We start from the raw sequence: 21,768 nt of genomic DNA on the forward strand, positions 1-21,768 counted from the left end.
TTATGTTAAAAATTAATGAACTGTGTGCCTCTGTAGAAGATAAAGCCATCATTCGTCAGCTCTCTCTTGACGTGGGGCCAGGTGAAATTCACGCCATAATGGGCCCCAATGGTGCCGGTAAAAGTACGCTGGGGAATGTGCTGGCAGGCCGTCCTGGCTATGAGCCAACCGCTGGCAGTGTGACCTTCAAGGGGCTGGATCTGCTGGATATGGATCCTGAAATCCGCGCGCGTGAAGGTTTGTTTCTGGCATTCCAGTACCCGGTCGAAATTCCCGGTGTCAGCAATATGGAGCTGCTGAAAGCGGCTGTTGATGCGCGTCGCAGCCATGCTGGCCTGTCTGAACTGTCTGCGATTGATTTTATGAAAATGGCGCGCGAAGCCTGTAAAGCTGTCGATCTGGATCAGAGCTTTCTTAAGCGTGGTGTCAATGAAGGTTTCTCTGGTGGCGAGAAGAAGCGTAATGAAATCATGCAGATGATGCTGATGGAGCCATCGCTGTGTATTCTGGATGAAACCGACTCAGGCCTGGATATTGATGCCTTGCAGGTGGTTGCGCGAGGCGTCAATGCGATGCGTGCAGCAGATCGCAGCTTTATTGTGGTCACACACTATCAGCGTTTGCTGGATTATATTGTTCCGGATTATGTGCATGTGCTGGCGAACGGCCGAATCGTGAAGTCCGGAGACAAATCGCTGGCGCTGGAGCTGGAAGCCAAAGGGTACAGCTGGCTCGAAGACGAGGTGGCCTGATGAGCGGTGAGTTTCAACAAGCGGCACTGACGCTGGCAGGTGCGCAGCACTTTCCGGCCTGGTTGACTGATGCGCGTGCACAGGGTGCAGCTGTGTGGCAGGGGTTGGCCTGGCCAACCCGTAAAACTGAGGCTTGGCGCTATACGTCGCTCTTGCCGCTGGAAAATGCCCAGTGGCAGCCTGCCCAAGCACGCCAGCTAACAGATCTGTCAGAACTGGTTGAGCTGGATGCCTATCGCCTGGTATTTGTAAATGGTCACTTTGCGGCGCACCTGTCAACTGAATGTCCAGCTGCACTGGTACGTTTTTCTGAAGCAGATTCAGCCCAGCAGGCGCTGATTCGTGAACACCTGAATCAGGTAGCTGATCAGCAGCAACATCTGTTTGCTGCACTCAACAGCAGCTGGTTGCAGGAAGGTGTGTTACTGCATCTGGGCGCCAACCAGCGTCTGGATAAGCCGGTGTATCTGGTTCAGGTCAGTGATCAGGCAGATGCTCAGGCGATGAATGCCCGTGTATTGGTGGTACTGGAATCGGGTGCTGAAGCGGAACTGCTGGAGCACTTTTATTCCACAGAAGCGGATGACAAAGGCTGGATGAATGCCACGACCGAGTGTGTGGTGGGTGCCAATGCCAGTCTGCGTCACTACCGTATTAATCTGGAATCCGAGCAGTCACTGCATACCGGTGGTGTGCATGTGCGTCTGGCTCAGGATGCACGCTTCAATGGCTTTACACTGGCCAATGGCAGTCGTCTGAAACGTCTGGATTATCATATCAAGCACCTGGGCAGTGGTTCGGATCTTCAATTGAATGGTATCTACCTGCCGCGTAATCAACAGCGGGTGGATTATCACACTCAGGTTGAGCACTGTGTGCCGCACTGTACGACCACTGAAGTGTTTCGTGGTGTGATTGCCGATTCAGCTCGCGCAGTGTTTAACGGCCGTATTCATATCCACCCGGACGCACAGAAAACGCTGGCGGAAATGAGCAACCGTAACCTGTTGACCTCTGATCAGGCTCAGGTAAATACCAAGCCTGAACTGGAAATTTATGCGGATGATGTGCGCTGTGCTCATGGTGCAACGGTCAGTCAGCTGAATGACGAGGCGCTGTTTTACCTGACCAGTCGTGGTATTTCCGAAGCTGAAGCACGCGTTATGCTGAGCTTTGGCTTTGTTAATGAGCTGGTGGAAGGTGTTGCGCTGGAGCCGCTGCAGCAGTGGCTGCGCCCACGGATTGCGCAGATGTTTGGTCAAAATGACCAACTGACACGACATATCATTCATGACTGAAGGCGGCACTGTGACTGACTCAATTCAACCCTTCGATGTTGAGCGGGTACGAGCGGACTTCCCGATCTTGCATCAGCAGGTCAATGGGCATCCACTGGTGTATCTGGACAATGGTGCGACTACCCAAAAACCTCAGGTTGTAATCGATGCCCTGGTCGATTTCTATACCGGTTATAACAGCAATGTTCACCGTGGCGCTCATACGCTGAGTGATCGTGCTACCGAAAAGTTCGAACAGGCGCGGGTTACACTGGCGCAATTCATCAATGCACCGGACGTGCGTGAGGTGATCTGGACTCGTGGCACCACCGAAGGCATCAATCTGGTCGCAGCCAGTTGGGGGCGTCAGTTCCTGAAACCGGGTGACCGGGTGCTGGTGTCGATGATGGAGCACCATTCAAACATCGTTCCCTGGCAGATGATTGCAGCGGCTACCGGTGCACACCTGGAGCCGATTCCGGTGACAAACCTGGGTGAAATCGATCTGGATGCCTATGCAGCCATGCTGGATGAGCGCGTCAAAATGGTCTCGGTTGGCCAGGTTTCCAATGCGTTGGGCAGTATCAATCCGGTTGCGCAGATGGTGGAGATGGCACATGCCGTTGGTGCGCTGGTGATGGTGGATGGTGCTCAGGCAGCCGGTCACTGGATGACCGATGTCCAGGCACTGGGCTGTGACTTTTACGCTTTCTCCGGTCACAAGCTGTTTGGTCCGACGGGTATCGGTGTACTGTGGGGGCGGTCTGAATTGCTCGAAGCCATGACGCCCTGGCACGGGGGTGGTGAAATGATTGAAAGCGTCAGTTTTCAGGGCACCACCTACAACCGTATTCCGTTCAAGTTTGAAGCCGGTACACCCAATATTGCCGATGCCATAGGTCTGGCGGCGGCAGTGAAGTATCTCAACCAACTGGACAAGGCCGGTGCCATTGCGCATGAAGACGCGCTGATGCGTGCGGTTCAGCAGCGTGCCGAGGCTTTTGAAGGCCTTCGCCTGGTCGGGTGTGCGCGTAATCGTGTCTGTGTGATGAGTTTTGTACTGGAAGGCATTCATGCGGCTGATATCGGTATGTTGCTGGACCAGCAAGGCATTGCCGTACGTACAGGTAATCACTGTGCTCAGCCGGTGATGGAGTACCTGGGTCTGGATGGTACGGTGCGTGCCAGCTTCAGTTTTTATAACACCCTGTCTGAAGTTGATCGCTTGTTTGAAGGACTGGAAAAGGCAAAGGCCTTTTTGCTGTGATCTAACCCTGGAGGTGAGTGCATGTCGGTAGAACAATTTGATCCGGCGACTCAGGCCGTTACGCTGTTGCCTGACGCGTTGGTGCATTTTCGCAAGCAACTGCAGGCCAAGCCTGAAGCGACGGCGATACGCTTAAGTGTCAAACCCAGTGGTTGCTCAGGTTTTATGTATGTGATGGATCTGGTTGAGTCACCGCAGGATGAAGATTTGCAGTTACAGGTCGAGGATGTGCGTCTGCTGATTGACAAAGGCAGTCTGCCGATTCTGAGCGGTACTGAAATTGATTATGTGCGTGAAGGCATTAACCGTCAGGTGAAATTTATCAATCCTAACGCCACCAGCGAATGCGGTTGCGGTGAAAGCTTTACGGTGAATGACTGATGGAACGACGCATGGTGGTTACCCTGACAGACTGTCCGGCTCGAATAGTACCAGCTGGCACCCCTGTCACCATTCCCAAGGATACCTTTGTCACCATCACCCAGTCATTGGGTGGAAACTATACCCTGACCTGGCATGGCCAGATGGTCCGGGTGGACGGGACCGATGCCGGCGCACTGGGGCTGGAGCCGGAGAAGCTCAGTTTTCCCCCCGCGGAAACGGAAGAGATACTGGAAACTCAGGTTTGGGAAGCCCTGCGTACCATTTATGACCCGGAAATACCGGTAGATCTGGTGAACCTCGGGCTGATCTATTCGGTACGAATTGACCAGCAGGCTAAACGTGTGGATATCGAGATGACCCTCACCGCTCCAGGCTGTGGCATGGGCCCGGTATTGGTGGGGGATGTTGAGTATCGTGTTGCCAAAGTACCTAATGTGCAGACAGTGAAGGTTGAACTGGTCTTTGATCCACCGTGGCAACGCGATATGATGAGTGAAGAAGCGCAACTGGCCACTGGCATGTTTTACTGAGCGCGATCCACCCGATAATACGATTGACAGGAACCCCCGCAGTCCCATGAAAACCTTTGGTACAGATATTACCGCCGACGATATTGTCGACAGCCTGGCTTTTTTTGACAGTTGGGAAGATCGCTACCGCTATATCATTGATTTGGGCAAAGAACTGCCGCCCATGGCTGAGACCTTGCAGACTGAGGCTAATCAGGTCAAGGGGTGTCAAAGTCTGGTTTGGCTGTCCGAACATCTTGAAAATGATCGGTTGTTTTTTGAAGCTGACAGCAATTCCCATATCGTGCGTGGCCTGTTGGCTGTGGTGTTGGCTGCGTATAACGGCAAATCACCGTCTGAGATTCAGTCGTTTGATATTGAACACTACTTTCAGGAGCTGAACCTGATCAAGCACCTCAGTCCCAGCCGGGGTAATGGTTTGAGATCGATGGTGTCACGTATTCGCGAAACTGCCGGGCGTGTAGCCAGTATGGCCTGATACCCAGGTGTCAGGCATGCGGTTGCTTAAGGCTGTAGGCAAACGCGATGACTTCGGCGATGGCGCGGTACAGAGTTTCCGGTATCTCTTCGCCTAACTCCAGGCGGATCAGTACTTCCAGAAGTTCAGGGTTTTCATGGATGTGTATGTCATGTTCTTGAGCCAGCGCCAATATCTGTTCCGCAATCAACCCCTTGCCCTTGGCGATAACCTTGGGCGCACTCCCTTGTTGTTGATCGTACTTAAGTGCAACAGCCTGTTTGGCTGGAATTGGCTCTTTCATGTGTGTACATCCACCAGACGTTTGCTCAACGGGGTGATTTCCGGGTTCGCCAGCTTGCCCAGACGCGCATTTAATGGCGCTACGTCAAAGCCCTTGGCTTTCAGCTCAGCCTCAAAGGGCTGCAGTCGTTCACGCAGGCGTTCCAGGGTGGATACTTTTTCTACCCAGAAACTGGCCTGCAGCTGGTAGCGTTCCTGCAGGCTGAGTTCTGCATCGACGGCCCCTTCACTATCCAGCTCAAAGTGTAAACGTACACTCCAGACGGTGACAAATTCCCCCTGTTCATTACGTCGACGGTGTTCGGTGATACGTAACTCAGCGTTATCAAAGCCCTGTTGTTGTTGAATCGGCAAGTCCAGCCGGTAATGACGTTCCTGGCCGCCGTCAGGTAGGTCACGCCAGCGCTGCAAGCTGCTGATCTGCTGTGCGGTTGAGCGTGCCAGCAAGGCGTTCACCAGTTGATTGAGCTGTTCTCTGGCCTGTGCGGGGAGGGTGTCAGCCAGACGTAGTAGCTGCCCCAATTGCTGTTTCAAGTCGGGTGCAGGCGGTTGTTGCGAACTGGCACGACTCAGTCCTGCTTCACTGAGCAGGCCTCCTTGTTGCAGGTTACGGGCGATGGCCTTATCGGCATCAGCGGCTCCGGGTTTGACGCTGAACAGACTGAGCATGGAATGAATTAACTGGTTGAGGGCACTGTGCTGACGTGCTCCCGGACGCTCACTGATTTGCATCAGTTGGTTCAGTCCATCGGCCAGAGGAAGTTGAACCGGCAGTACTTCGCGTAAAGCTTGCTGCATCACTGCCTGTACAGCGGGTTGTTGTGCGATCGGGGTTGCAGTGGGCAGAAACTGAATGCGGATCATGCCCTGTTCTGTACGGGTCACATCGACTTGCTGGCCTGCCTGAACGGGGCGAGGGCTGACCAGGTCCAGTACCTGTCCGGCTACCAGCACCCGTACCGGAAAACCTTGTGGACGTGCCCCTGCATCTGTATTGGCGAACGCCTGAGTGGCAGAGGGTGTTGGTGATGCCGCGGGTGCTGTCGTCGATGATACGGCCGCGGTTGCGGGCAGGGATACAGAAGTCGGTGCCTGAGCAGGTGCCTGGGCTGGTGCAGAGGTGGGCGTTGCCGACACGGCAGCTGCAACAGCGATGGATACAGGTGTTGGTGATACAGGTGCAGCTGTTGCAGGTGTCGTTGCCGCTGCACCGGGTGTAGTGGTCTGTGGAGCATTGATTGTAGATGCTGCGACGGTATTGGCCGGGTTTGTTGTTATGGCTGCCGTAGTGGTTGCAGGTGCTGTGGTTGCTGCTGTAGTTGCTACTGTAGTTGCTACTGTAGTTGCTGCTGTAGTTGCAGAAGGAGCAGAGCTGGGTGCTGGCGTACTGGCAGGGGCTGTGGTCGCAGGGGCGGGTGTGGCAGAGAATTGGGACGGTGTGGTTGCTGTCCCGCTTGCTGCTGCAGGCGTTCCACTTGTTGCCGGTGTGGCAGTTGGCGTTGTGCTGCCAGCTGTATTCGCGGCAGGTGTCGAACCAGTATTTGCAGGTGTTGTACTGGCGGCGGCTGTAGGCGCAGGCGGCTGTCCCGTTTGTGCCAGAATAACGCCACGCTGTGTCTGGTTAGTGGGCAGGTTAGCCGCCTGTTGAGTAGAGTTCAGACCGATCCGTAACAGCAGTGCTTCGGAATCTGCGCGTGCCTGTGCCGGTGCGTTCTGTAATCGTATAGTGTCGGCAGAAGTCTGAGGGGCGTTATTGACTGGCAGGCGCAGCTGAATACTGCCTTCCGCGTCACGGCTCAATAAAACCTGGCTGCCCTGCGGCAGAGGGCGAGGGATTACCAGCTCGAGTAAACGGTTTCCCAGCTGTAATTGCACCGTAAATTGTCCAGGTTGTGTTTGACTCTGGGTGACTTGCACCACCGTACCACTGGACTCTCGACCAGCAGGGAGTGCGCGAGCCAGGTCATTGCCGCGCAGGTTTGGGCTACCTTCGGTGCCGGTTTGGGTGGCACGTATGTTTAGATAGGTTTGCACGGTGTTACCTGGATACCCCTAACATGACTGTTCCGAACAGTTTATAATGATAGCCTCATTTATATCGGCAGCAATGACGAAACTTTCAGTATTGCTGTCGTTTTCCCGTATTTCAGAAAGGGTGATGTGTGGCTGAACCACTTCTACAGGTTGTCGATCTTTTTTGTGAGCGCGATGACAGAGTGCTGTTTGATGGGCTCGGTTTCAGTGTCTTCCCGGGTGAAATTCTCCAGGTCGAGGGCCAGAACGGCAGTGGCAAGACGACCTTGTTGCGCATTTTGAGTGGTCTTTCCCGTCACTATGAAGGTCAGATTCTGTGGCGGGGCAAGCCTGTCAGTGAGCAGGCTGAGTCATTTCGTCGAGAATTACTCTACTTCGGTCATCAGGCAGGTGTGAAAGCCATACTGACACCTGAAGAAAATCTGGCATGGTATGCTGCCCTCGACCCGGGTATTGATCTGCAACAAATCCCTTACGCCCTGAATGCGGTAGGCTTGAGAGGCTTTGAAGATGTGCCCTGTCACATGTTGTCAGCCGGGCAGAACCGGCGAGTCAGCCTGGCACGTTTGTATCTTAGCCGGGCACCACTCTGGATTCTTGATGAGCCCTTTACGGCGATTGACAAAAAAGGTGTGGCCGCGAAGGAGGCATTATTGCTGGAGCATGCGCGTCGGGGTGGAACGGTGATGTTGACGACACACCATGAGTTGGATTTGAGTCGTCATGTGCGGCGTATCAATCTGGATGAGCTGTCAGGAACTTAATGCCTATGTTAGAAACTAAGCTTCAGCCTTTGGCGGTACTGGAGCCAGACAGTGACACAGAGTATCGGCCTGGCCGTATTTTACTGCTGACACTCAAGCGCGAACTGAGGCTGGCGCTGCGTCGGCGTAGCGATTTGGTCAATCCGCTGATTTTTTTTCTGATGGTGGCGACACTGTTCCCCCTGGGCGTCAGTCCAGAGCCTTCGGTGTTGGCAACGCTGGCACCGGGGGTGGTCTGGGTTGCAGCACTTTTATCGACCTTGCTGGCAATGGACAGTCTGTTTCGATCAGATTATGAAGATGGCTCACTGGAGCAGATTCTGTTAAGTCCTCAGCCACTGTTTGTGGTGGTGTTTGGCAAGGTGCTGGCACACTGGATGATGACAGGTCTGCCTCTGACATTGATGGCGCCACTGATTGGTGTGATGTTGTTTTTGCCTGCTGAAGGTATGGGTGGGCTGGTGTTGAGTTTATTGATCGGCACGCCGACGCTGAGTCTGGTCGGAGCAATTGGTGCCGCACTGACGGTGGGACTGCGCAAAGGTGGCGTATTGATCTCATTGTTGGTACTGCCGTTGTATATACCGGTACTTATTTTTGGTACCGCCGCTGTAGAGGCTGCTGTAACCGGCTTGCCTGTAGCGGGGCATCTAGCGCTTCTGGGAGCGTTGCTGGCATTGGGAGCCGCCCTGGCGCCGCTGGCCATTGCAGCTGCATTACGAATTTCGGTGAGTGGATAGAGAGACGTTTATGGCAGGAAAAAATCTGATGCCCCGCTGGTTTTATCAGTTGGCTTCACCACGCTGGTGTTACCAGATTACCGGCAAACTCTTGCCTGGTTTTGCGATTGCAGCCGGGCTGCTGATTCTGTTTGGTACAGTCTGGGGGCTGGCGTTTGCGCCACCTGACTATCAGCAGGGTAACAGCTTTCGCATCATCTATTTGCACGTACCTACAGCTTATATGGCGCAATCCATTTACATGACGATGGCGCTGGCCGGGGCTATTGGTTTGATCTGGAAAATGAAAGTGGCCGATATGGTGGCCAAGTCATGTGCCCCTATTGGTGCCTCCCTTGCTGTTCTGGCACTGGCGACTGGTGCGATCTGGGGTAAGCCGACCTGGGGTTCCTGGTGGGTTTGGGATGCACGTCTTACTTCCATGCTGATTCTGCTTTTTTTGTATCTGGGCATCATGGCACTGAACTCTGCCATTGAAAGTGAGTCTACAGCTGCACAATCGACAGCGGTGCTGGCGTTGGTAGGCCTGGTTAACATCCCGATCATCAAGTATTCCGTAGACTGGTGGAATACGTTGCATCAGCCTGCCACGTTCAAAATTACGGAAAAACCGGCTATGCCACCGGATATGTGGATTCCACTGTTGATTTTGGTGATCGGTTTTTACTGCTTTTTCGCAGTGGTCCTGATGATGCGCCTGCGCAACGAAATTATTCGGCGTGAACGGCGTTCGGGTTGGGTTCGTGAACTACTGATGCAGCAAAGAGGTTGATGTGAGTTTCGACAGTTTTTCAGATTTTATCGCCATGGGCGGCCACGGACTCTATGTCTGGAGCAGTTATGCTTTGGGGCTGGCAGTCCTGCTGGCCAATATTATTTCCCCTATCATGGCACGTAAGCGACTGATTGCAGAACAGTTGCGTCGTATCCGCAGAGAGGAGGCTCAATCATGAATGCACAGCGTAAACAGCGTTTGACTCTGGTGCTGATCATAGTTTTTGGCAGTAGTCTGGCGGTTGCTCTGGTCGCTTACGCACTCAGTCAGAATATCAACCTGTTCTATTCCCCCAGTCAGATTTCAATGGGTGAAGCGCCTGCAGATACACGCATACGTGCCGGAGGTATTGTTGTCGAGGGCAGTATTCGTCGTGACCCTGAAAGCCTGAAAGTTCAGTTTGATATTACCGATTACGCCCATTCCACGACGGTTGAGTATGTCGGTATTCTGCCGGACCTGTTTCGTGAAGGACAGGGAATCGTCGCTCAGGGACAGCTCGACCACCAGGGGCGCCTGATCGCCAGTGAAGTACTGGCCAAGCATGATGAAAACTACATGTCACCCGAAATTGCCGAAGCACTTGCCGCCGCAGGCCAGATGCCGCACATGCCTGCTACTGCCGGTAAGGACTATTAAGCATGATTCCTGAGTTAGGTACCTTTTCTACGATTCTGGCGTTGTGCCTGGCCCTGATTCTGTCGGTTGTGCCGATGGTGGGCGCTTACACCGGTAATAAGCTGTGGGTCGATTATGCGCGTCCACTGGCGAAAGGGGTGTTCTTTTTTCTGACGCTGGCAATGGCGCTGTTGGCCTATTCTTTTCAGACTGATGACTTTTCAGTGGTCTATGTAGCGCAGAGCTCCAATACCAATCTTCCCTGGTATTACAAATTCAGCGCCATCTGGGGTGGACACGAGGGGTCATTGTTATTGTGGGTCTGGATACAGGCATTCTGGACCCTGGCGGTTGCAATCAAGAGCAAAAACCTGCCGCTGGATATTGTCGGGCGTGTGCTGGCAGTTATGGGGATGATTACTGTCGCTTTCCTGCTGTTCATCCTGTTTACTTCCAGTCCGTTTGAGCGTTTCCTGCCGAATGCGCCGATGGAAGGTGCTGATTTGAATCCGCTGCTGCAGGATTTTGGTCTGATTGTACATCCTCCAGCTCTATATATGGGGTATGTCGGACTGTCAGTGGCTTTCTCTTTTGCGATTGCTGCGCTGCTCAGTGGTCGTCTGGATGCGGCCTGGGCGCGCTGGTCACGCCCCTGGACCAACGTGGCCTGGGCATTTCTGACACTCGGTATCGCGCTGGGTAGCTGGTGGGCCTACTATGAGCTGGGTTGGGGTGGCTGGTGGTTCTGGGACCCGGTTGAAAACGCTTCCCTGATGCCCTGGCTGGTAGCCACTGCGCTGATTCACAGTCTCGCTGTCACCGAGAAACGTGGTGTATTCAAAAGCTGGACTGTGTTACTGGCAATTTCAGCCTTCTGTCTCAGTTTGTTGGGGACCTTCCTGGTCCGCTCCGGTGTGCTGACATCCGTGCATGCATTTGCGACCGACCCTGAGCGAGGGGTGTTCATTCTGGGGATGCTGATCTTTGTGATCGGTGGCTCACTGTTGCTCTATGCTATCCGTGCCGGTTCAGTGAAAAGTGAGTCCAGTTTTGCGCTCAGTTCGCGTGAAAGCCTGCTGCTGGTCAACAACATTCTGTTTACTGTTGCCTGCGCTATGGTGCTGATTGGTACCCTCTATCCTCTGGTGATGGATGCCTTGAATCTGGGAAAAATCTCGGTAGGGCCTCCTTACTTTAATGCTCTGTTTGTACCACTGATGTCACTAATGGTGGTGTTTCTGGGTATTGCCGCTTTCAGTCGCTGGAAAGAAACACCGGTTAGCCTGCTGTCATCCAAACTCTGGCTGCCGGGGGTGTTGTCAGTGGTTGCCGCACTGGCAACACATTGGCTCTACAGTGGCTCCATTGAATTCTGGGTGCTGCTGGCGCTGCTGCTCAGCTACTGGATAGTCTTTACCTGGGGACGTGAGTACCTGACTCGCCTCAGAATTCGTAAGGACTGGCTGGCAAACATGACGCGTCAGTCTCGCAGCTACTACGGTATGTTGCTTGGACATCTTGGCGTAGCGGTTATGATTGTTGGTATTGCAATGGTGACAGTCTTTGTCGAACACCGTGATGCTCGTATGGCGCCGGGTGATCAGCTGGAATTCCGGGGTTATACCTTTATCTTCGATGGTGCGCGCAAGGTACAAGGCCCGAACTATGTGTCTGATATGGCGAGAGTGCGAGTGTTGAAAGATGGGCAGCCGTTCCGGGAAATGTTCCCTGAAAAGCGCAAGTATACTGCACGCAGTATGGTCATGACTCAGGTTGCACTGGACCCCGGATTCACCCGCGATCTGTATATCGCCATGGGCGAAGAGCTGGAAAACGGTGCCTGGGCCATGCGTTTACAGTTCAAGCCGTTTGTGCGTTGGATCTGGCTGGGTGCCTTGCTCATGACTGCGGGTGGTCTGTTGGCCGCCAGCGATCCACGCTACCGCAAACAGGACAAGCGTGAAGCAGCCGAGCGGGGGAGTTATGCGTAAATTCTGGGTATTTACACCGTTTGTTGCCTTTCTGGTTATGGGTGTGTTTCTCTACAAAGGGCTGTTTATGGACCCGTCCAAACTGCCCTCTGCTCTGATTGACAGGCCCTTTCCGAGCTTTTCGTTACCATCGCTCTATGAGCCGGATCAACTGATGACTGAAGCCGACTTCAAGGGTGAGGTAGCGCTGTTAAATGTCTGGGCAACCTGGTGTCCGACCTGTAAGGAAGAACATGAGCAGCTCAACAAGATAGGGCTCAGAGAAGGCGTGCCAATTTATGGTCTGAACTACAAGGATGACCCACAGCTGGCGCGTGACTGGCTGCAGCGTTATGAAGATCCCTATACCAAGGTTGTGGTAGATCGTGATGGTCGTCTAGGATTGGATCTGGGCGTCTACGGTGCACCTGAGACGTATATTCTCGACAGTGACGGTATTATCCGATATCGCCATGTTGGAGAAGTGGATGAGAAAGTCTGGCAGAAACTTAAAGGATTGATGGAAATTATTGCAGCGGAGGGTGAGGCGTGAAACTGACGTTATTACCGTTGCTGCTGTGTTTGCTGAGCTTCCCTCTCTGGGCGTCGTTCGAAACCTATGAGTTTTCTACGACTCACAACGAGATGCGCTATTTTCATCTGTCCAAAGAGTTGCGCTGCCCAACCTGTCAGAATCAGAATATTTCCGACTCTGATGCACCCCTGGCAGCAGATCTGCGACGTGAACTACACCGGATGATCGAGTCCGGCTATGACGATGATGCCATTCTCGATTTTATGGTCAGTCGCTTTGGTGATTTTGTCCATTACCGTCCGCGTGTGGCACCGGAAACCTATCTGCTGTGGTATGGCCCCTTTGTGCTTCTGTTCGTGGGTTTTGGTGCCGTTTTGATGGTCGCTCGCAACCGCCGACTGCGGGCCGCGGCAGTTCAGGATGCCCAAGTCACTGATACGGCTGAGGAAAGTGCTGGTGTAACACCTTTGACACCACAAGAACGTGAACGGCTGGAAAACTTGCTGCGACAGGATAAAAACTTATGACATTGCTTTGGATCGGTATCGGTGTACTGACACTGATTGCCGTTATTATTGTGTTCTGGCCATTGTTACGCAGTCGCCATGAACAGACCGTTGTCGAAACAGAGGCTGACAGAACGGCACAGAATATCGCTATTTTCCGTGAGCGTCTGGAAGAGCTGGAAAAGGAAAAAGCTTCCGGAACTCTGACGGAGACCAGTTTTCTTGAGTTGAAAACCGAACTGGAAAAAAACCTGCTGATCGATGCCGAAGAGAATCGGCGCCAGGTGCCTGTATTACGTGTGGGCCAGTCACAGTTGATCACTATTACACTGCTGGCGTTACTGGTTCCCACTCTGTCTTTTGGTCTCTATGCTTATCTGGGTCGTGCCGATGATCTGGCCAGCAAGCTGGCAATGGATAGCTGGCAACAAGCACCGCTGACAGACATGACTATCGAAGAGGCTATTGCACAGCTGGAAAGTGAGCTGGAACGACGCCCTCAGAACGCTGAAGGTTGGTACCTGCTGGCCACCACGCGCATGAACATGAATCAGTTCGATGCGGCTGTAGAGGCGTTTCGTCAGTCACTCAAGCATCTGCCTGAGCAGACGCCTGAGTTCCCGATGGTTATGGGACAGCTGGCTCAAGCGATGTTTTTTGCTGCCCAGGGTGAGATGACTGATGCAGTCATTACGCAGGTTGAGGCAACACTGCGACTGGATCCTGATGAATTGACAGCCTTGGGCCTGTTGGGTATCGCTGCATTTGAAGTCGGTGAATACGAAGCTGCAATTATGCATTGGGAGCGCGCGTTGCGTTCAGCCGATGGTCAGTCTGCAGAGTCATTGCAAACCGGTATCGCGCGTGCGCGTGCGGAGTTGGGTCAGGATGGCCAGTCAGGTGTTGAACCTGAAGGGCCGGGTATTCGCATCGATCTGGATGTAGATCCAGCCATTGCAACCGAAATTCGCAGCGATCAGTTTGTCTTTGTCTATGCGCGTGCTCCTGGTGAGCGGATGCCGATCACTGTAGAGCGTATACAGGTTGGAGCCTTGCCAGCCGAGATTTTTCTGAGTGCATCGAGCTCAATGGTTGAGGGTGTTCAGCTGAGTGATTTTGAAAGTGTGGATCTGGTTGCCCGGATCAGTGTTTCTGGCACTGCAGAACAGCAATCAGGTGACTTTAAAGGTGAGCTCAGCAATGTTAAAGTGGCTGATGGTGATATGTCTGTCAGATTGGTCATCAGTGAGCGGGTAGAATGACCCGTTAAACAGCATTTATAACTTAGTTGTAGCTTGGGAACCGGTTAAATCATGGAGATCAGTCTTCGCGAATGGCTTATCATCGGCGGTATCTTAGTCATCGCCCTGATTCTGTTTGATGGTTGGCGTCGTATACGAGCCAACCGTAACCGGTTACGTCTGGATATTGACAAAACCCTGTCTGAAATCAGTGATACTGAACATCATAATCCGGAGCTGCCTAATGGTGGAGCACGCGTTCGCAGTTTGTCTGCGACGCCTGCTTTTGTTCCTGAAGCCGAACTCCGGTTCACGTCCGAAATTAATGAGCCCAGCCTGACCGCTGAAGATCAGGCTCCGCCTAAGCCCGCTGTTGTGGTGTCCGAAGCAGATCCTGAACTTGATCCCCCGGTTGAGCAAGCGGTTGAACAGGCCTGGCGCGCCGAACCTGACTTTGACCCTGTTGAATTACAATCCAGCATGCTTGATGACATAGGTTCTGCAGTAGAGCAGCCCGCTGTAACTGGTGAAAAACCCTGGATAGCCGAGACTTATTCCGGCGTTCGTAGCGAAGAGCTTACGAGTGAAGAGCTGTCTACTGAAGACCACCTTGCTGAAATGCCGCCGCTTGTTGAAGATGATGTGATTGTTGAAGCACAGGCAGAAGCCGCGTTTGAGCCCGAATATCAGAACAGATTTCAATCTGAAGAACCTGAGCCTGAGCCTGAGCCTGAGTTTAAGTCGGAGCCTGCATTTGAGGTAGAGAGTGAGGTAGAGAGTGAGGTAGAACCGGAATCTGCACCCTATTTACCGGAACAGGTTATGGATGAGCCTGCAGTATCACCGGCAGCTTTCCAGCCTGTTGAGTCAGAGCCGCTACAGGAAACAGAGGAAGCACCTGCTGAAGAAGAGTCTCTGGAATGGGACCCCGCGCTGGAGCAGGCTTTTCAGCTGGACGAACAGCCCGTGCGTAGAGAGCCACAAGAGCCATCAGCGGTTAAGAAAGAGCCCTCAGCGGTTAAGAAAGAGCCATCAGCGGTTAAGAACGAGCCATCAGCTATTGAATCAAAGCCATCAGCAACGAGTACCCGACAGCCTGAAACAACCGCACAGATTGATCTGTCTGATCTTGATCCCCTGTTTGATGATATTCCGGCGATGGAGTTCGAACCGCCAGTGTCTGCGGCTGCTTCAGCAGTTTCCGAGAAAGACACCGAAGAACCCAACCTCTATCTGGATCTGGACCTGGAGCAGCCTATCCACCAGATTATGGCCAATAAAGCGGCCGCCAATAAGGCTGCTGGTCGTGAGGTCACACGTCGCTCAGCTGAAAAAACACGCCGTCGCCCGACAGAAAATCCCAGCTTTACCTTGCCACTGGATACTCAGCATCAGGATCTGTTTGCTGTTGATGAATCCTTTGTTGAGGAGCCCTTTGTTGAGGAGCAGCCTGATTTGCCTGCACCCTCGGTCGAGGCACCTCCAGTGGCGCCGACAGCACCCGTGAAACCGGCCGCGAGTGAAGCGAGTCGGACGGCAGCGTCAGCGGCGCGCAAAGCGCTCACTGATCTGCCGGACCCGGATGAAGTACTGGTGATTACTGTCGTGGGCAAGGACCGTCAAACACTGCCTGGTGAGCGCCTGAGACGTGTGGTCGAGGCGTGTGGCATGGAGTATGGCGATATGTCCATCTTCCATCGTTTTGAAGGTGAGGGTATCCCTTCGTCATTACAGTTCAGCATGGCCAATGCCGTGAATCCGGGAACCTTCGACCTGTCGACCATGGGCGAACTGGAAACACCGGCAGTCTCTTTCTTTATGTCAATGCGTGAACCACGCGATCCGATGACTGCCTATGAGTGTATGCTGGCAACAGCAGAAACCGTCGCCAAAAACCTCAATGGTGATCTGCTGGATGAAGACCGTTCGGTCATGCGTGAGCAAACCAAAGAACACTACCGTCAGCGTATTCGTGACTTTGAAATGCAAAGTCGTCGTCGCAAGCTGAGCCGATAACGCCTCGATAATTTAGACCTATGACCGAATCTGATATCACTTCCCGGCTGACTGAGCTGCGCAGTCAGCTGGATCTGCATAGCTATCGCTATTATGTACTGGATGAACCGAGCATTTCCGATGCCGAATATGACCGGCTGTTTGCTGAACTCCAGTCACTGGAACAGCAGTTTCCCGAGCTGGTAACACCTGACTCACCCACCCAGCGAGTCGGCGCACGTCCGGATAGCGGCTTTGCTGAAGTGGCTCATGAGTTGCCGATGCTATCGCTTGATAATGCCTTCAGTGATGAGGATCTGGCGGCGTTTGTACGCCGGGTCGAAGAGCGGCTCGATCAGCATGAGCTGGCGTTTGCCTGTGAGCCGAAACTGGATGGTATCGCCATCAGTTTGCTCTATGAACAGGGGCTGTTGGTACGCGGTGCCACGCGTGGAGATGGCAGCACCGGGGAAGATATTACCCTGAACGTACGGACCCTGCGCAGTATTCCCTTGAAACTCAGAGGTTCAGACTGGCCCGAACGCCTTGAGGTGCGTGGTGAAATCTATATGCCACATGCCGGGTTCGAACAGCTGAATGCTCTGGCTCGCAGCCGTGATGAAAAAGTGTTTGTCAATCCTCGTAATGCGGCGGCAGGCAGTCTGCGCCAGTTGGATCCGAAAATCACTGCCACTCGCCCGCTGGTCTTTTGTGCTTACAGTACCGGTGTCGTAGAGGGTGGCAGCTTGCCAGACAGTCATTACGATACCCTGTTGCAACTGCAGCAGTGGGGATTGCCGATTAATCCTGAAATGCGTCGGGTGAGCGGTTTGTCCGGCTGCATTGAGTATTTCAACATCCTGGCGGAGAAGCGCTCATCCCTTGCGTATGACATTGACGGTCTGGTGTTCAAGGTGGATTCCCGTCCATTACAGCAGCAGTTAGGCTTTGTGTCCCGTGCTCCGCGTTGGGCGATTGCACGCAAGTTTCCGGCTCAGGAAGAGATGACACGGCTGAATGCGGTGGAATTCCAGGTAGGACGTACCGGTGCCATTACACCTGTGGCGCGCCTGGAACCTGTGTTTGTCGGTGGGGTGACGGTCAGTAATGCCACCTTGCACAATATGGATGAAATCGAACGCCTCGGTGTGATGGTTGGCGATCGGGTGATAGTGAGGCGTGCGGGTGACGTGATCCCCAAAATAGTCAGCGTGGTCACCGATCAGCGGGATACTTCCCGATTGCAGCCCATCCACCTGCCGACACACTGCCCTGTTTGCGGCTCAGAGGTTGAACGCAGCCTGTTGAATCGGCATCGCAGCGGCGTTCAGTCCAGCAGCAGTTCACAACCCAGCTACGGCAGTATCTATCGCTGTGTAGGACGTCTGGCATGTCAGGCACAGGTGAAGCAGGCGCTATTGCATTTTGTGTCGCGTCGGGCCATGGATATTGAAGGTCTGGGTGAGAAGAATATCGAGCAGTTGGTGGATCGTCAGTTGGTCAGCACACCTGCGGATCTCTATCACTTGAGTGTTGAGCAATTGTTGTCACTGGATGGTTTTGCCGAGGTATCCGCCGAAAAACTCTATACGGCCATTCAAGCCAGTAAGCAGGTGAGTCTGGAGCGTTTTATGTTCGCGCTGGGGATTCCTGAAGTGGGTGAAGAGACTGCCCGGGTCTTGTCTCAGAGTCTGGGGCGTCTGGATCGGATTCGCCAGGCCTTGCCCGAGTTGCTGGTCTTTTTGCGTGATATTGGCCAGGAAGTGGCTGCAGAAATTGTCCATTTTATGCAGGACAGCCATAACAGCTCGGTGATGGATGCTTTATTGCAGGCAGGCGTTCAGCCGCAGGCTTCCGGTGAGCTTTCAGCGGCATTGCGTGGTCGCATCAGTTTGGTCGATCTGTTGCGGCAGTTATCGATCCGTGGTGTCGGGCCAACTTCTGCAGCGCTACTGGCAGAACATTTTTCCAGTCTGACGGCACTGCTGCAGGCGGATGCGGCGCGTCTCTCTCAGGTACCGGGCTTGAGCAGCAAGGCACAACAGGGTGTCTTGTCCTGGTTGGCGGATACACAGGCGACTGAACTGGCTGTACGCCTGGAACAGCAGCTGGCTGAGTTTGGAATGCTGGAGGGTAGTGCTGACGCGCCGGCTGACGTCACCACATTACCTCTGGCGGATCAGACCTGGGCGTTAACCGGTACACTGGAAACGATGACACGCGATGAAGCCAAGGCTGCATTGCAGCAGCTCGGAGCCAAAGTCAGTGGCAGTGTGTCGAAAAAAACCGATGCTGTGGTCGCAGGCCCCGGTGCCGGCTCCAAACTGGCCAAAGCTGAAGCACTTGGTGTTCGGGTGCTGGATGAGTCAGAGTTGTTGGCGTTGCTGGAGTCCTGTCGTTGAACCTGTTTAGGCCCAGCTTTCCACCTGGGCATCATTGATCAGCAGGCGAACCAGGTCAGTCCGCGAGATAATGCCGAGCAGTTCGTCCTGATCACTGATGACAGGAATGGCTGCAATCGGATAGTTCACAAAGGTGGATGCAATCTGGGACAGTTCGGTATCCAGTGTGGCGGCAACCATCTGCTTCTGATAGACCACTGCCACAGTCACAGTTGAATCTGTACCGTGCTCGAGAATATCGGGACGGGAGATCAATCCCAACGGTCGCTCACTGTCATCAATTACCACCAGATGAGCGATCTGATACTCTTCCAATTGCAACCAGGCCTGACGCAGCGAGGCAGTCAGCGCGATGGTTTGCACAGGAAAGGTCATAATCTGTTGGGCACGCAGCGCCGGACGTGCCGTTTTTGGCTTGCCGGCAGTGCGTGTTTGCTCATAAGCGGCCTGGGGACCTGCCGTGGTGGTCGGGCGGCGGCCAGACTCAGGGTCGAGACGTATCAGGCGCTCACTGAAGCGCTGTAAATTTTCCTCGGAGCCCGGCAAGGTCCCGGACTGTTTACTGGCAGCCGTTTCATCGACACTGCGTCCTTTGAACAGTGCCTTGACCGGTGTTTGGATACGATTGCCTTGATCAATAATTATCAGTGACATAGTTCAGCGACTCCCCCTGCTTCTATGAGTATATCGTCATTTTGCTGAAAAGCATTAAATACGACGTCGACTGAGGTCACGCAGAATAAAGCGCCCTGGATCCAGGCGTTCAATCAACTCTGCCGGTAAGGGTGCAGGTAAGTCACAGAGCATGGCTGTGATCAGTGCGGCGCTGATCGGGCAGGAGATCAGTCCCTTGGAGCCATGGCCGGTGTTGACATAGAGTCCTGACACTCTGGGAATCTCCAGTCCTGACGCACGCCTGGCATCGGTACGCAGTCCGGCAAAGCGTTGCAGGGTTTCGTTATAGTCAGCAATCGCTCCAACCAGCGGAAGGTAGTCAGGTGTACTGCAGCGATATCCGGTGCGCCCGTTGCATTGTGCCGGTGTTAATCCCTCAAATTCAGGCAAGGCAGCTGCCAGGGTGTCCAGATTCTGCTGATGATCAGCGTCTCTCAAGGCCAGGTCTGTCTGGTGCAGGTCAAATGTCGCTCCGAAACAGTATTTTCCCCGGCGTGGTGGAGAGATATAGCCTTCACCACAGACAACCGTTTTCAGTTGCGGCAGTGTGTCACCGGCCTGGATTAAACTGGTTTGCCCCCGAATCGGCTTGAGTGGCAGATGTTGCAGTGGTGTCAGCTGACGTGCATCGGCAGCCGTGCAGATAACCACATGCGTTGCCTGGAAGGTATGTGTCGTGGTGCTGACGGTCCAGTGTGCATCGGCTGCCTGGTCGAGCTGCTGCACAGTCTGCTGGTAGTGGCAGCTAATTAACGGATGCTGCAGAAGGTAACGACAGTAATCCGCCGGTGCGACCCAGCCTGCATCCGGAAAAAACAGACCGCTGTGAGGTATTTTACTGCCCGCCAGGGTTGAGGCGGTTTCGGCGTTGACCGGTTGGAGCAGGGATTCCGGATAGAGTCCACTCGTCTCAATCTGTTGATGACGCTGCTGGTCACGTTCGCTAATAGCCAGCTGCAGTACACCACAGAGCGAGGCCAGATCGGACGCGTGTGCGGGCAGTTGGCGGAGCTGATTGACGCTGTAGCCTAACCCCTGCAGGTGAAAGGCGCTGTGGGGTGTGGGTTTGACCGCCAGTTTGGCATACAGGGCTCCCTGTGCATTGCCTGAACCCTGCTGTGCGGGTTCGGCTTCGCGTTCCAGTAATGTGACGGCAACACCGGCTTCTGCCAGCATACGTGCAGTGCTGGCACCGGCCAGTCCTGCGCCCACGACGATCACCTGCTGTGGGCGTGGAAAAGACTGTTGAGCTGACAGCGTGGCGTATTCACCACAGAGCATTTCCCGTTTACGGCCAAATCCCGGCTGTTTACTCAGCTGAAAACCGGCCTGCTGCAACCCCTCTCGTACACTGCGTGCCACGGTAAAGGTAGCCAGCGTTGTGCTGTCATGGCTACAGTCCGCCATTCCCTGAAACAGGCGTGGGTGCCACATCTCCGGGTTCTTGGCGGGCGCAAAACCATCCAGAAACCAGGCATCGACCCGTGCCTTTAACTGGGAAATCTGTTCCAGCAGGTCTCCCAGAACCAGTGTCAGTTGAATACGCTCCTGATCAAAAAACAGTGTATAAAAGCCTTCCATCGGTGCGGGGTATTGCGACAGAAACGCCTCCTGGCAATCGTTCAGCTCTGACCAGTCTTGCCAGATATGTCTGATATCCTGGCGTGACAAAGGGTATTTTTCAAAGCTGATAAAATGCAGTGTTGCCTGTGGGTTCGCCTGCTTCAGCCATTGCTGGCGGGTCACCAGAAAGTTGAGCCCTGTACCAAAGCCTGTTTCGGCAATGACAAAGTGTTCACCGGCACTGAGGCTAGCAAAGCGCTGAGGCAACTGGTTGCCCTCTATGAAAACATGCTGTGTTTCAGCCGCACCGCCTGTCTGGTTGAAATAGATATCCTCAAACTGTGTAGAGACCGGAACACCTGCCTGCCAGCGTAACTGAGCGTTCTTAACAGGTTGCATGCGCGTCTCCTGACCGAGGTGCCTGTAGCTGCTGCAGGTAGTAGGTCCAGTCAAAACAGGGGCCCGGATCTGTTTTACGCTCTGGTGCGATATCCGAATGCCCGGTAATCCGCTCTGCTGTGATCGCCGGGTAATGCTGCATCAGTAATCGGGTGACGGTGATCAGCTGCTGATACTGTTGATCAGTAAAGGGCTGATCATCTGTGCCTTCCAGTTCAATTCCGATGGAAAAGTCATTGCATTGCTCTCGACCGGCATAACAGGAGACGCCAGCATGCCAGGCCCGACGGTTAAAGGGAACAAACTGCAACAGGCTGCCATCACGCCGAATCAGCAGGTGTGCTGATACGCGCAGTGCCGCAATAGCAACAAAATCCGGATGAGCCGCCGGGTCCAGCCGATTACAGAACAGATCTTCAATATAGGGGCCGCCAAACTCACCGGCAGGCAGGCTGATATTGTGTATCACCAGCAGTGAAATTTCGTCTGCGGGGCGTTCATTGTGATTATCACACTGGATCTGTCTGGCGCTGCTCAGGCGATGGTCATGTATTTGCATAGGGACTGGCACAGAGGGTTCC

Annotated in this window: 23 protein-coding genes; 18 read left to right on the forward strand and 5 right to left on the reverse strand. The window is 53.8% G+C overall.

The features are described 5' to 3' along the window. Positions 1-2 precede the first annotated feature (2 nt). Genes sufC through ADINL_RS05910 form a run of 6 tightly spaced genes read left to right on the forward strand, consistent with a single transcriptional unit; the run spans position 3 to position 4,688 of the window. Positions 3-752, forward strand: coding sequence for a Fe-S cluster assembly ATPase SufC (gene sufC / locus ADINL_RS05885; RefSeq protein ID WP_036544817.1), 750 nt, complete (start codon positions 3-5; stop codon positions 750-752). After that, positions 752-2,050, forward strand: a complete 1,299-nt coding sequence (gene sufD / locus ADINL_RS05890) for a Fe-S cluster assembly protein SufD (protein WP_036544820.1) — start codon at positions 752-754, stop codon at positions 2,048-2,050. Before sufC ends, sufD begins: the two co-directional genes overlap by 1 nt. Continuing rightward, complete coding sequence (locus ADINL_RS05895; protein ID WP_036544822.1) at positions 2,043-3,296, forward strand: aminotransferase class V-fold PLP-dependent enzyme; 1,254 nt, start codon at positions 2,043-2,045, stop codon at positions 3,294-3,296. The genes sufD and ADINL_RS05895 overlap by 8 nt, the downstream gene beginning before the upstream one ends. Positions 3,297-3,317: 21 nt before the next feature. Further along, positions 3,318-3,677 (forward strand): HesB/IscA family protein, encoded by a 360-nt coding sequence (locus ADINL_RS05900; protein WP_036544824.1) that lies wholly within the window; start codon positions 3,318-3,320, stop codon positions 3,675-3,677. Continuing rightward, positions 3,677-4,210 (forward strand): putative Fe-S cluster assembly protein SufT, encoded by a 534-nt coding sequence (gene sufT / locus ADINL_RS05905; RefSeq protein ID WP_204368199.1) that lies wholly within the window; start codon positions 3,677-3,679, stop codon positions 4,208-4,210. Before ADINL_RS05900 ends, sufT begins: the two co-directional genes overlap by 1 nt. A gap of 46 nt (positions 4,211-4,256) precedes the next feature. Beyond that, positions 4,257-4,688, forward strand: a complete 432-nt coding sequence (locus tag ADINL_RS05910; protein ID WP_036544825.1) for a SufE family protein — start codon at positions 4,257-4,259, stop codon at positions 4,686-4,688. Between the two features lie 10 nt (positions 4,689-4,698). Here ADINL_RS05910 and ADINL_RS05915 read toward each other — a convergent pair whose 3' ends face one another. Both ADINL_RS05915 and ADINL_RS16340 read right to left on the reverse strand, forming a co-directional pair. After that, positions 4,699-4,971 carry an EscU/YscU/HrcU family type III secretion system export apparatus switch protein gene (locus ADINL_RS05915; protein WP_036544828.1) on the reverse strand — a complete coding sequence of 91 codons (273 nt, stop codon included), beginning with the start codon at positions 4,969-4,971 and terminating at the stop codon, positions 4,699-4,701. Beyond that, positions 4,968-6,107, reverse strand: a complete 1,140-nt coding sequence (locus ADINL_RS16340) for a flagellar hook-length control protein FliK (RefSeq protein ID WP_152547617.1) — start codon at positions 6,105-6,107, stop codon at positions 4,968-4,970. Before ADINL_RS16340 ends, ADINL_RS05915 begins: the two co-directional genes overlap by 4 nt. Between ADINL_RS16340 and ADINL_RS16345 the strand changes: the two genes are divergently transcribed. From ADINL_RS16345 to ligA, 12 genes are all read left to right on the forward strand, one after another. Further along, positions 6,091-6,618 (forward strand): hypothetical protein, encoded by a 528-nt coding sequence (locus ADINL_RS16345; RefSeq protein WP_152547618.1) that lies wholly within the window; start codon positions 6,091-6,093, stop codon positions 6,616-6,618. The two genes, ADINL_RS16340 and ADINL_RS16345, sit on opposite strands and share 17 nt — an antisense overlap. A gap of 514 nt (positions 6,619-7,132) precedes the next feature. Continuing rightward, positions 7,133-7,768: a cytochrome c biogenesis heme-transporting ATPase CcmA gene (gene ccmA / locus ADINL_RS05925; RefSeq protein WP_036544832.1), complete on the forward strand. Its 636-nt coding sequence runs from the start codon at positions 7,133-7,135 to the stop codon at positions 7,766-7,768. Positions 7,769-7,773: 5 nt separating this feature from the next. Next, positions 7,774-8,508 carry a heme exporter protein CcmB gene (gene ccmB / locus ADINL_RS05930; protein WP_051632626.1) on the forward strand — a complete coding sequence of 245 codons (735 nt, stop codon included), beginning with the start codon at positions 7,774-7,776 and terminating at the stop codon, positions 8,506-8,508. Positions 8,509-8,536: 28 nt separating this feature from the next. After that, entirely contained in the window at positions 8,537-9,280 is a 744-nt protein-coding gene (locus ADINL_RS05935) for a heme ABC transporter permease (RefSeq protein ID WP_036544834.1), read from the forward strand. Between the two features lies 1 nt (position 9,281). Further along, positions 9,282-9,461 carry a heme exporter protein CcmD gene (gene ccmD / locus ADINL_RS05940; RefSeq protein WP_036544835.1) on the forward strand — a complete coding sequence of 60 codons (180 nt, stop codon included), beginning with the start codon at positions 9,282-9,284 and terminating at the stop codon, positions 9,459-9,461. Beyond that, positions 9,458-9,922: a cytochrome c maturation protein CcmE gene (gene ccmE, locus ADINL_RS05945; protein WP_036544837.1), complete on the forward strand. Its 465-nt coding sequence runs from the start codon at positions 9,458-9,460 to the stop codon at positions 9,920-9,922. The genes ccmD and ccmE overlap by 4 nt, the downstream gene beginning before the upstream one ends. 2 nt (positions 9,923-9,924) lie before the next feature. Beyond that, positions 9,925-11,892: a heme lyase CcmF/NrfE family subunit gene (locus ADINL_RS05950; protein ID WP_036544839.1), complete on the forward strand. Its 1,968-nt coding sequence runs from the start codon at positions 9,925-9,927 to the stop codon at positions 11,890-11,892. Beyond that, positions 11,885-12,424, forward strand: a complete 540-nt coding sequence (locus ADINL_RS05955; protein WP_036544841.1) for a DsbE family thiol:disulfide interchange protein — start codon at positions 11,885-11,887, stop codon at positions 12,422-12,424. Before ADINL_RS05950 ends, ADINL_RS05955 begins: the two co-directional genes overlap by 8 nt. Continuing rightward, positions 12,421-12,933 carry a cytochrome c-type biogenesis protein gene (locus ADINL_RS05960; protein ID WP_036544843.1) on the forward strand — a complete coding sequence of 171 codons (513 nt, stop codon included), beginning with the start codon at positions 12,421-12,423 and terminating at the stop codon, positions 12,931-12,933. Before ADINL_RS05955 ends, ADINL_RS05960 begins: the two co-directional genes overlap by 4 nt. Next, positions 12,930-14,174, forward strand: a complete 1,245-nt coding sequence (gene ccmI / locus ADINL_RS05965; protein ID WP_036544845.1) for a c-type cytochrome biogenesis protein CcmI — start codon at positions 12,930-12,932, stop codon at positions 14,172-14,174. The genes ADINL_RS05960 and ccmI overlap by 4 nt, the downstream gene beginning before the upstream one ends. 51 nt (positions 14,175-14,225) lie before the next feature. Then, positions 14,226-16,169: a cell division protein ZipA gene (gene zipA, locus ADINL_RS05970; protein ID WP_036544847.1), complete on the forward strand. Its 1,944-nt coding sequence runs from the start codon at positions 14,226-14,228 to the stop codon at positions 16,167-16,169. A gap of 20 nt (positions 16,170-16,189) precedes the next feature. Next, entirely contained in the window at positions 16,190-18,550 is a 2,361-nt protein-coding gene (gene ligA / locus ADINL_RS05975) for an NAD-dependent DNA ligase LigA (protein WP_036544849.1), read from the forward strand. A gap of 6 nt (positions 18,551-18,556) precedes the next feature. On the opposite strand, the gene ADINL_RS05980 is transcribed toward ligA, so the two are convergent. Genes ADINL_RS05980 through ampD form a run of 3 tightly spaced genes read right to left on the reverse strand, consistent with a single transcriptional unit; the run spans position 18,557 to position 21,746 of the window. After that, positions 18,557-19,204 carry a CBS domain-containing protein gene (locus ADINL_RS05980; RefSeq protein ID WP_036544852.1) on the reverse strand — a complete coding sequence of 216 codons (648 nt, stop codon included), beginning with the start codon at positions 19,202-19,204 and terminating at the stop codon, positions 18,557-18,559. Between the two features lie 54 nt (positions 19,205-19,258). Then, entirely contained in the window at positions 19,259-21,187 is a 1,929-nt protein-coding gene (gene mnmC / locus ADINL_RS05985) for a bifunctional tRNA (5-methylaminomethyl-2-thiouridine)(34)-methyltransferase MnmC2/FAD-dependent 5-carboxymethylaminomethyl-2-thiouridine(34) oxidoreductase MnmC1 (RefSeq protein ID WP_036544854.1), read from the reverse strand. Further along, complete coding sequence (gene ampD, locus ADINL_RS05990; protein WP_036544856.1) at positions 21,174-21,746, reverse strand: 1,6-anhydro-N-acetylmuramyl-L-alanine amidase AmpD; 573 nt, start codon at positions 21,744-21,746, stop codon at positions 21,174-21,176. Before ampD ends, mnmC begins: the two co-directional genes overlap by 14 nt. Positions 21,747-21,768: the final 22 nt, after the last annotated feature.

Origin of the sequence: Nitrincola lacisaponensis, assembly GCF_000691225.1 — a bacterium.
GTDB classification, from domain to species: Bacteria; Pseudomonadota; Gammaproteobacteria; order Pseudomonadales; family Balneatricaceae; genus Nitrincola; species Nitrincola lacisaponensis.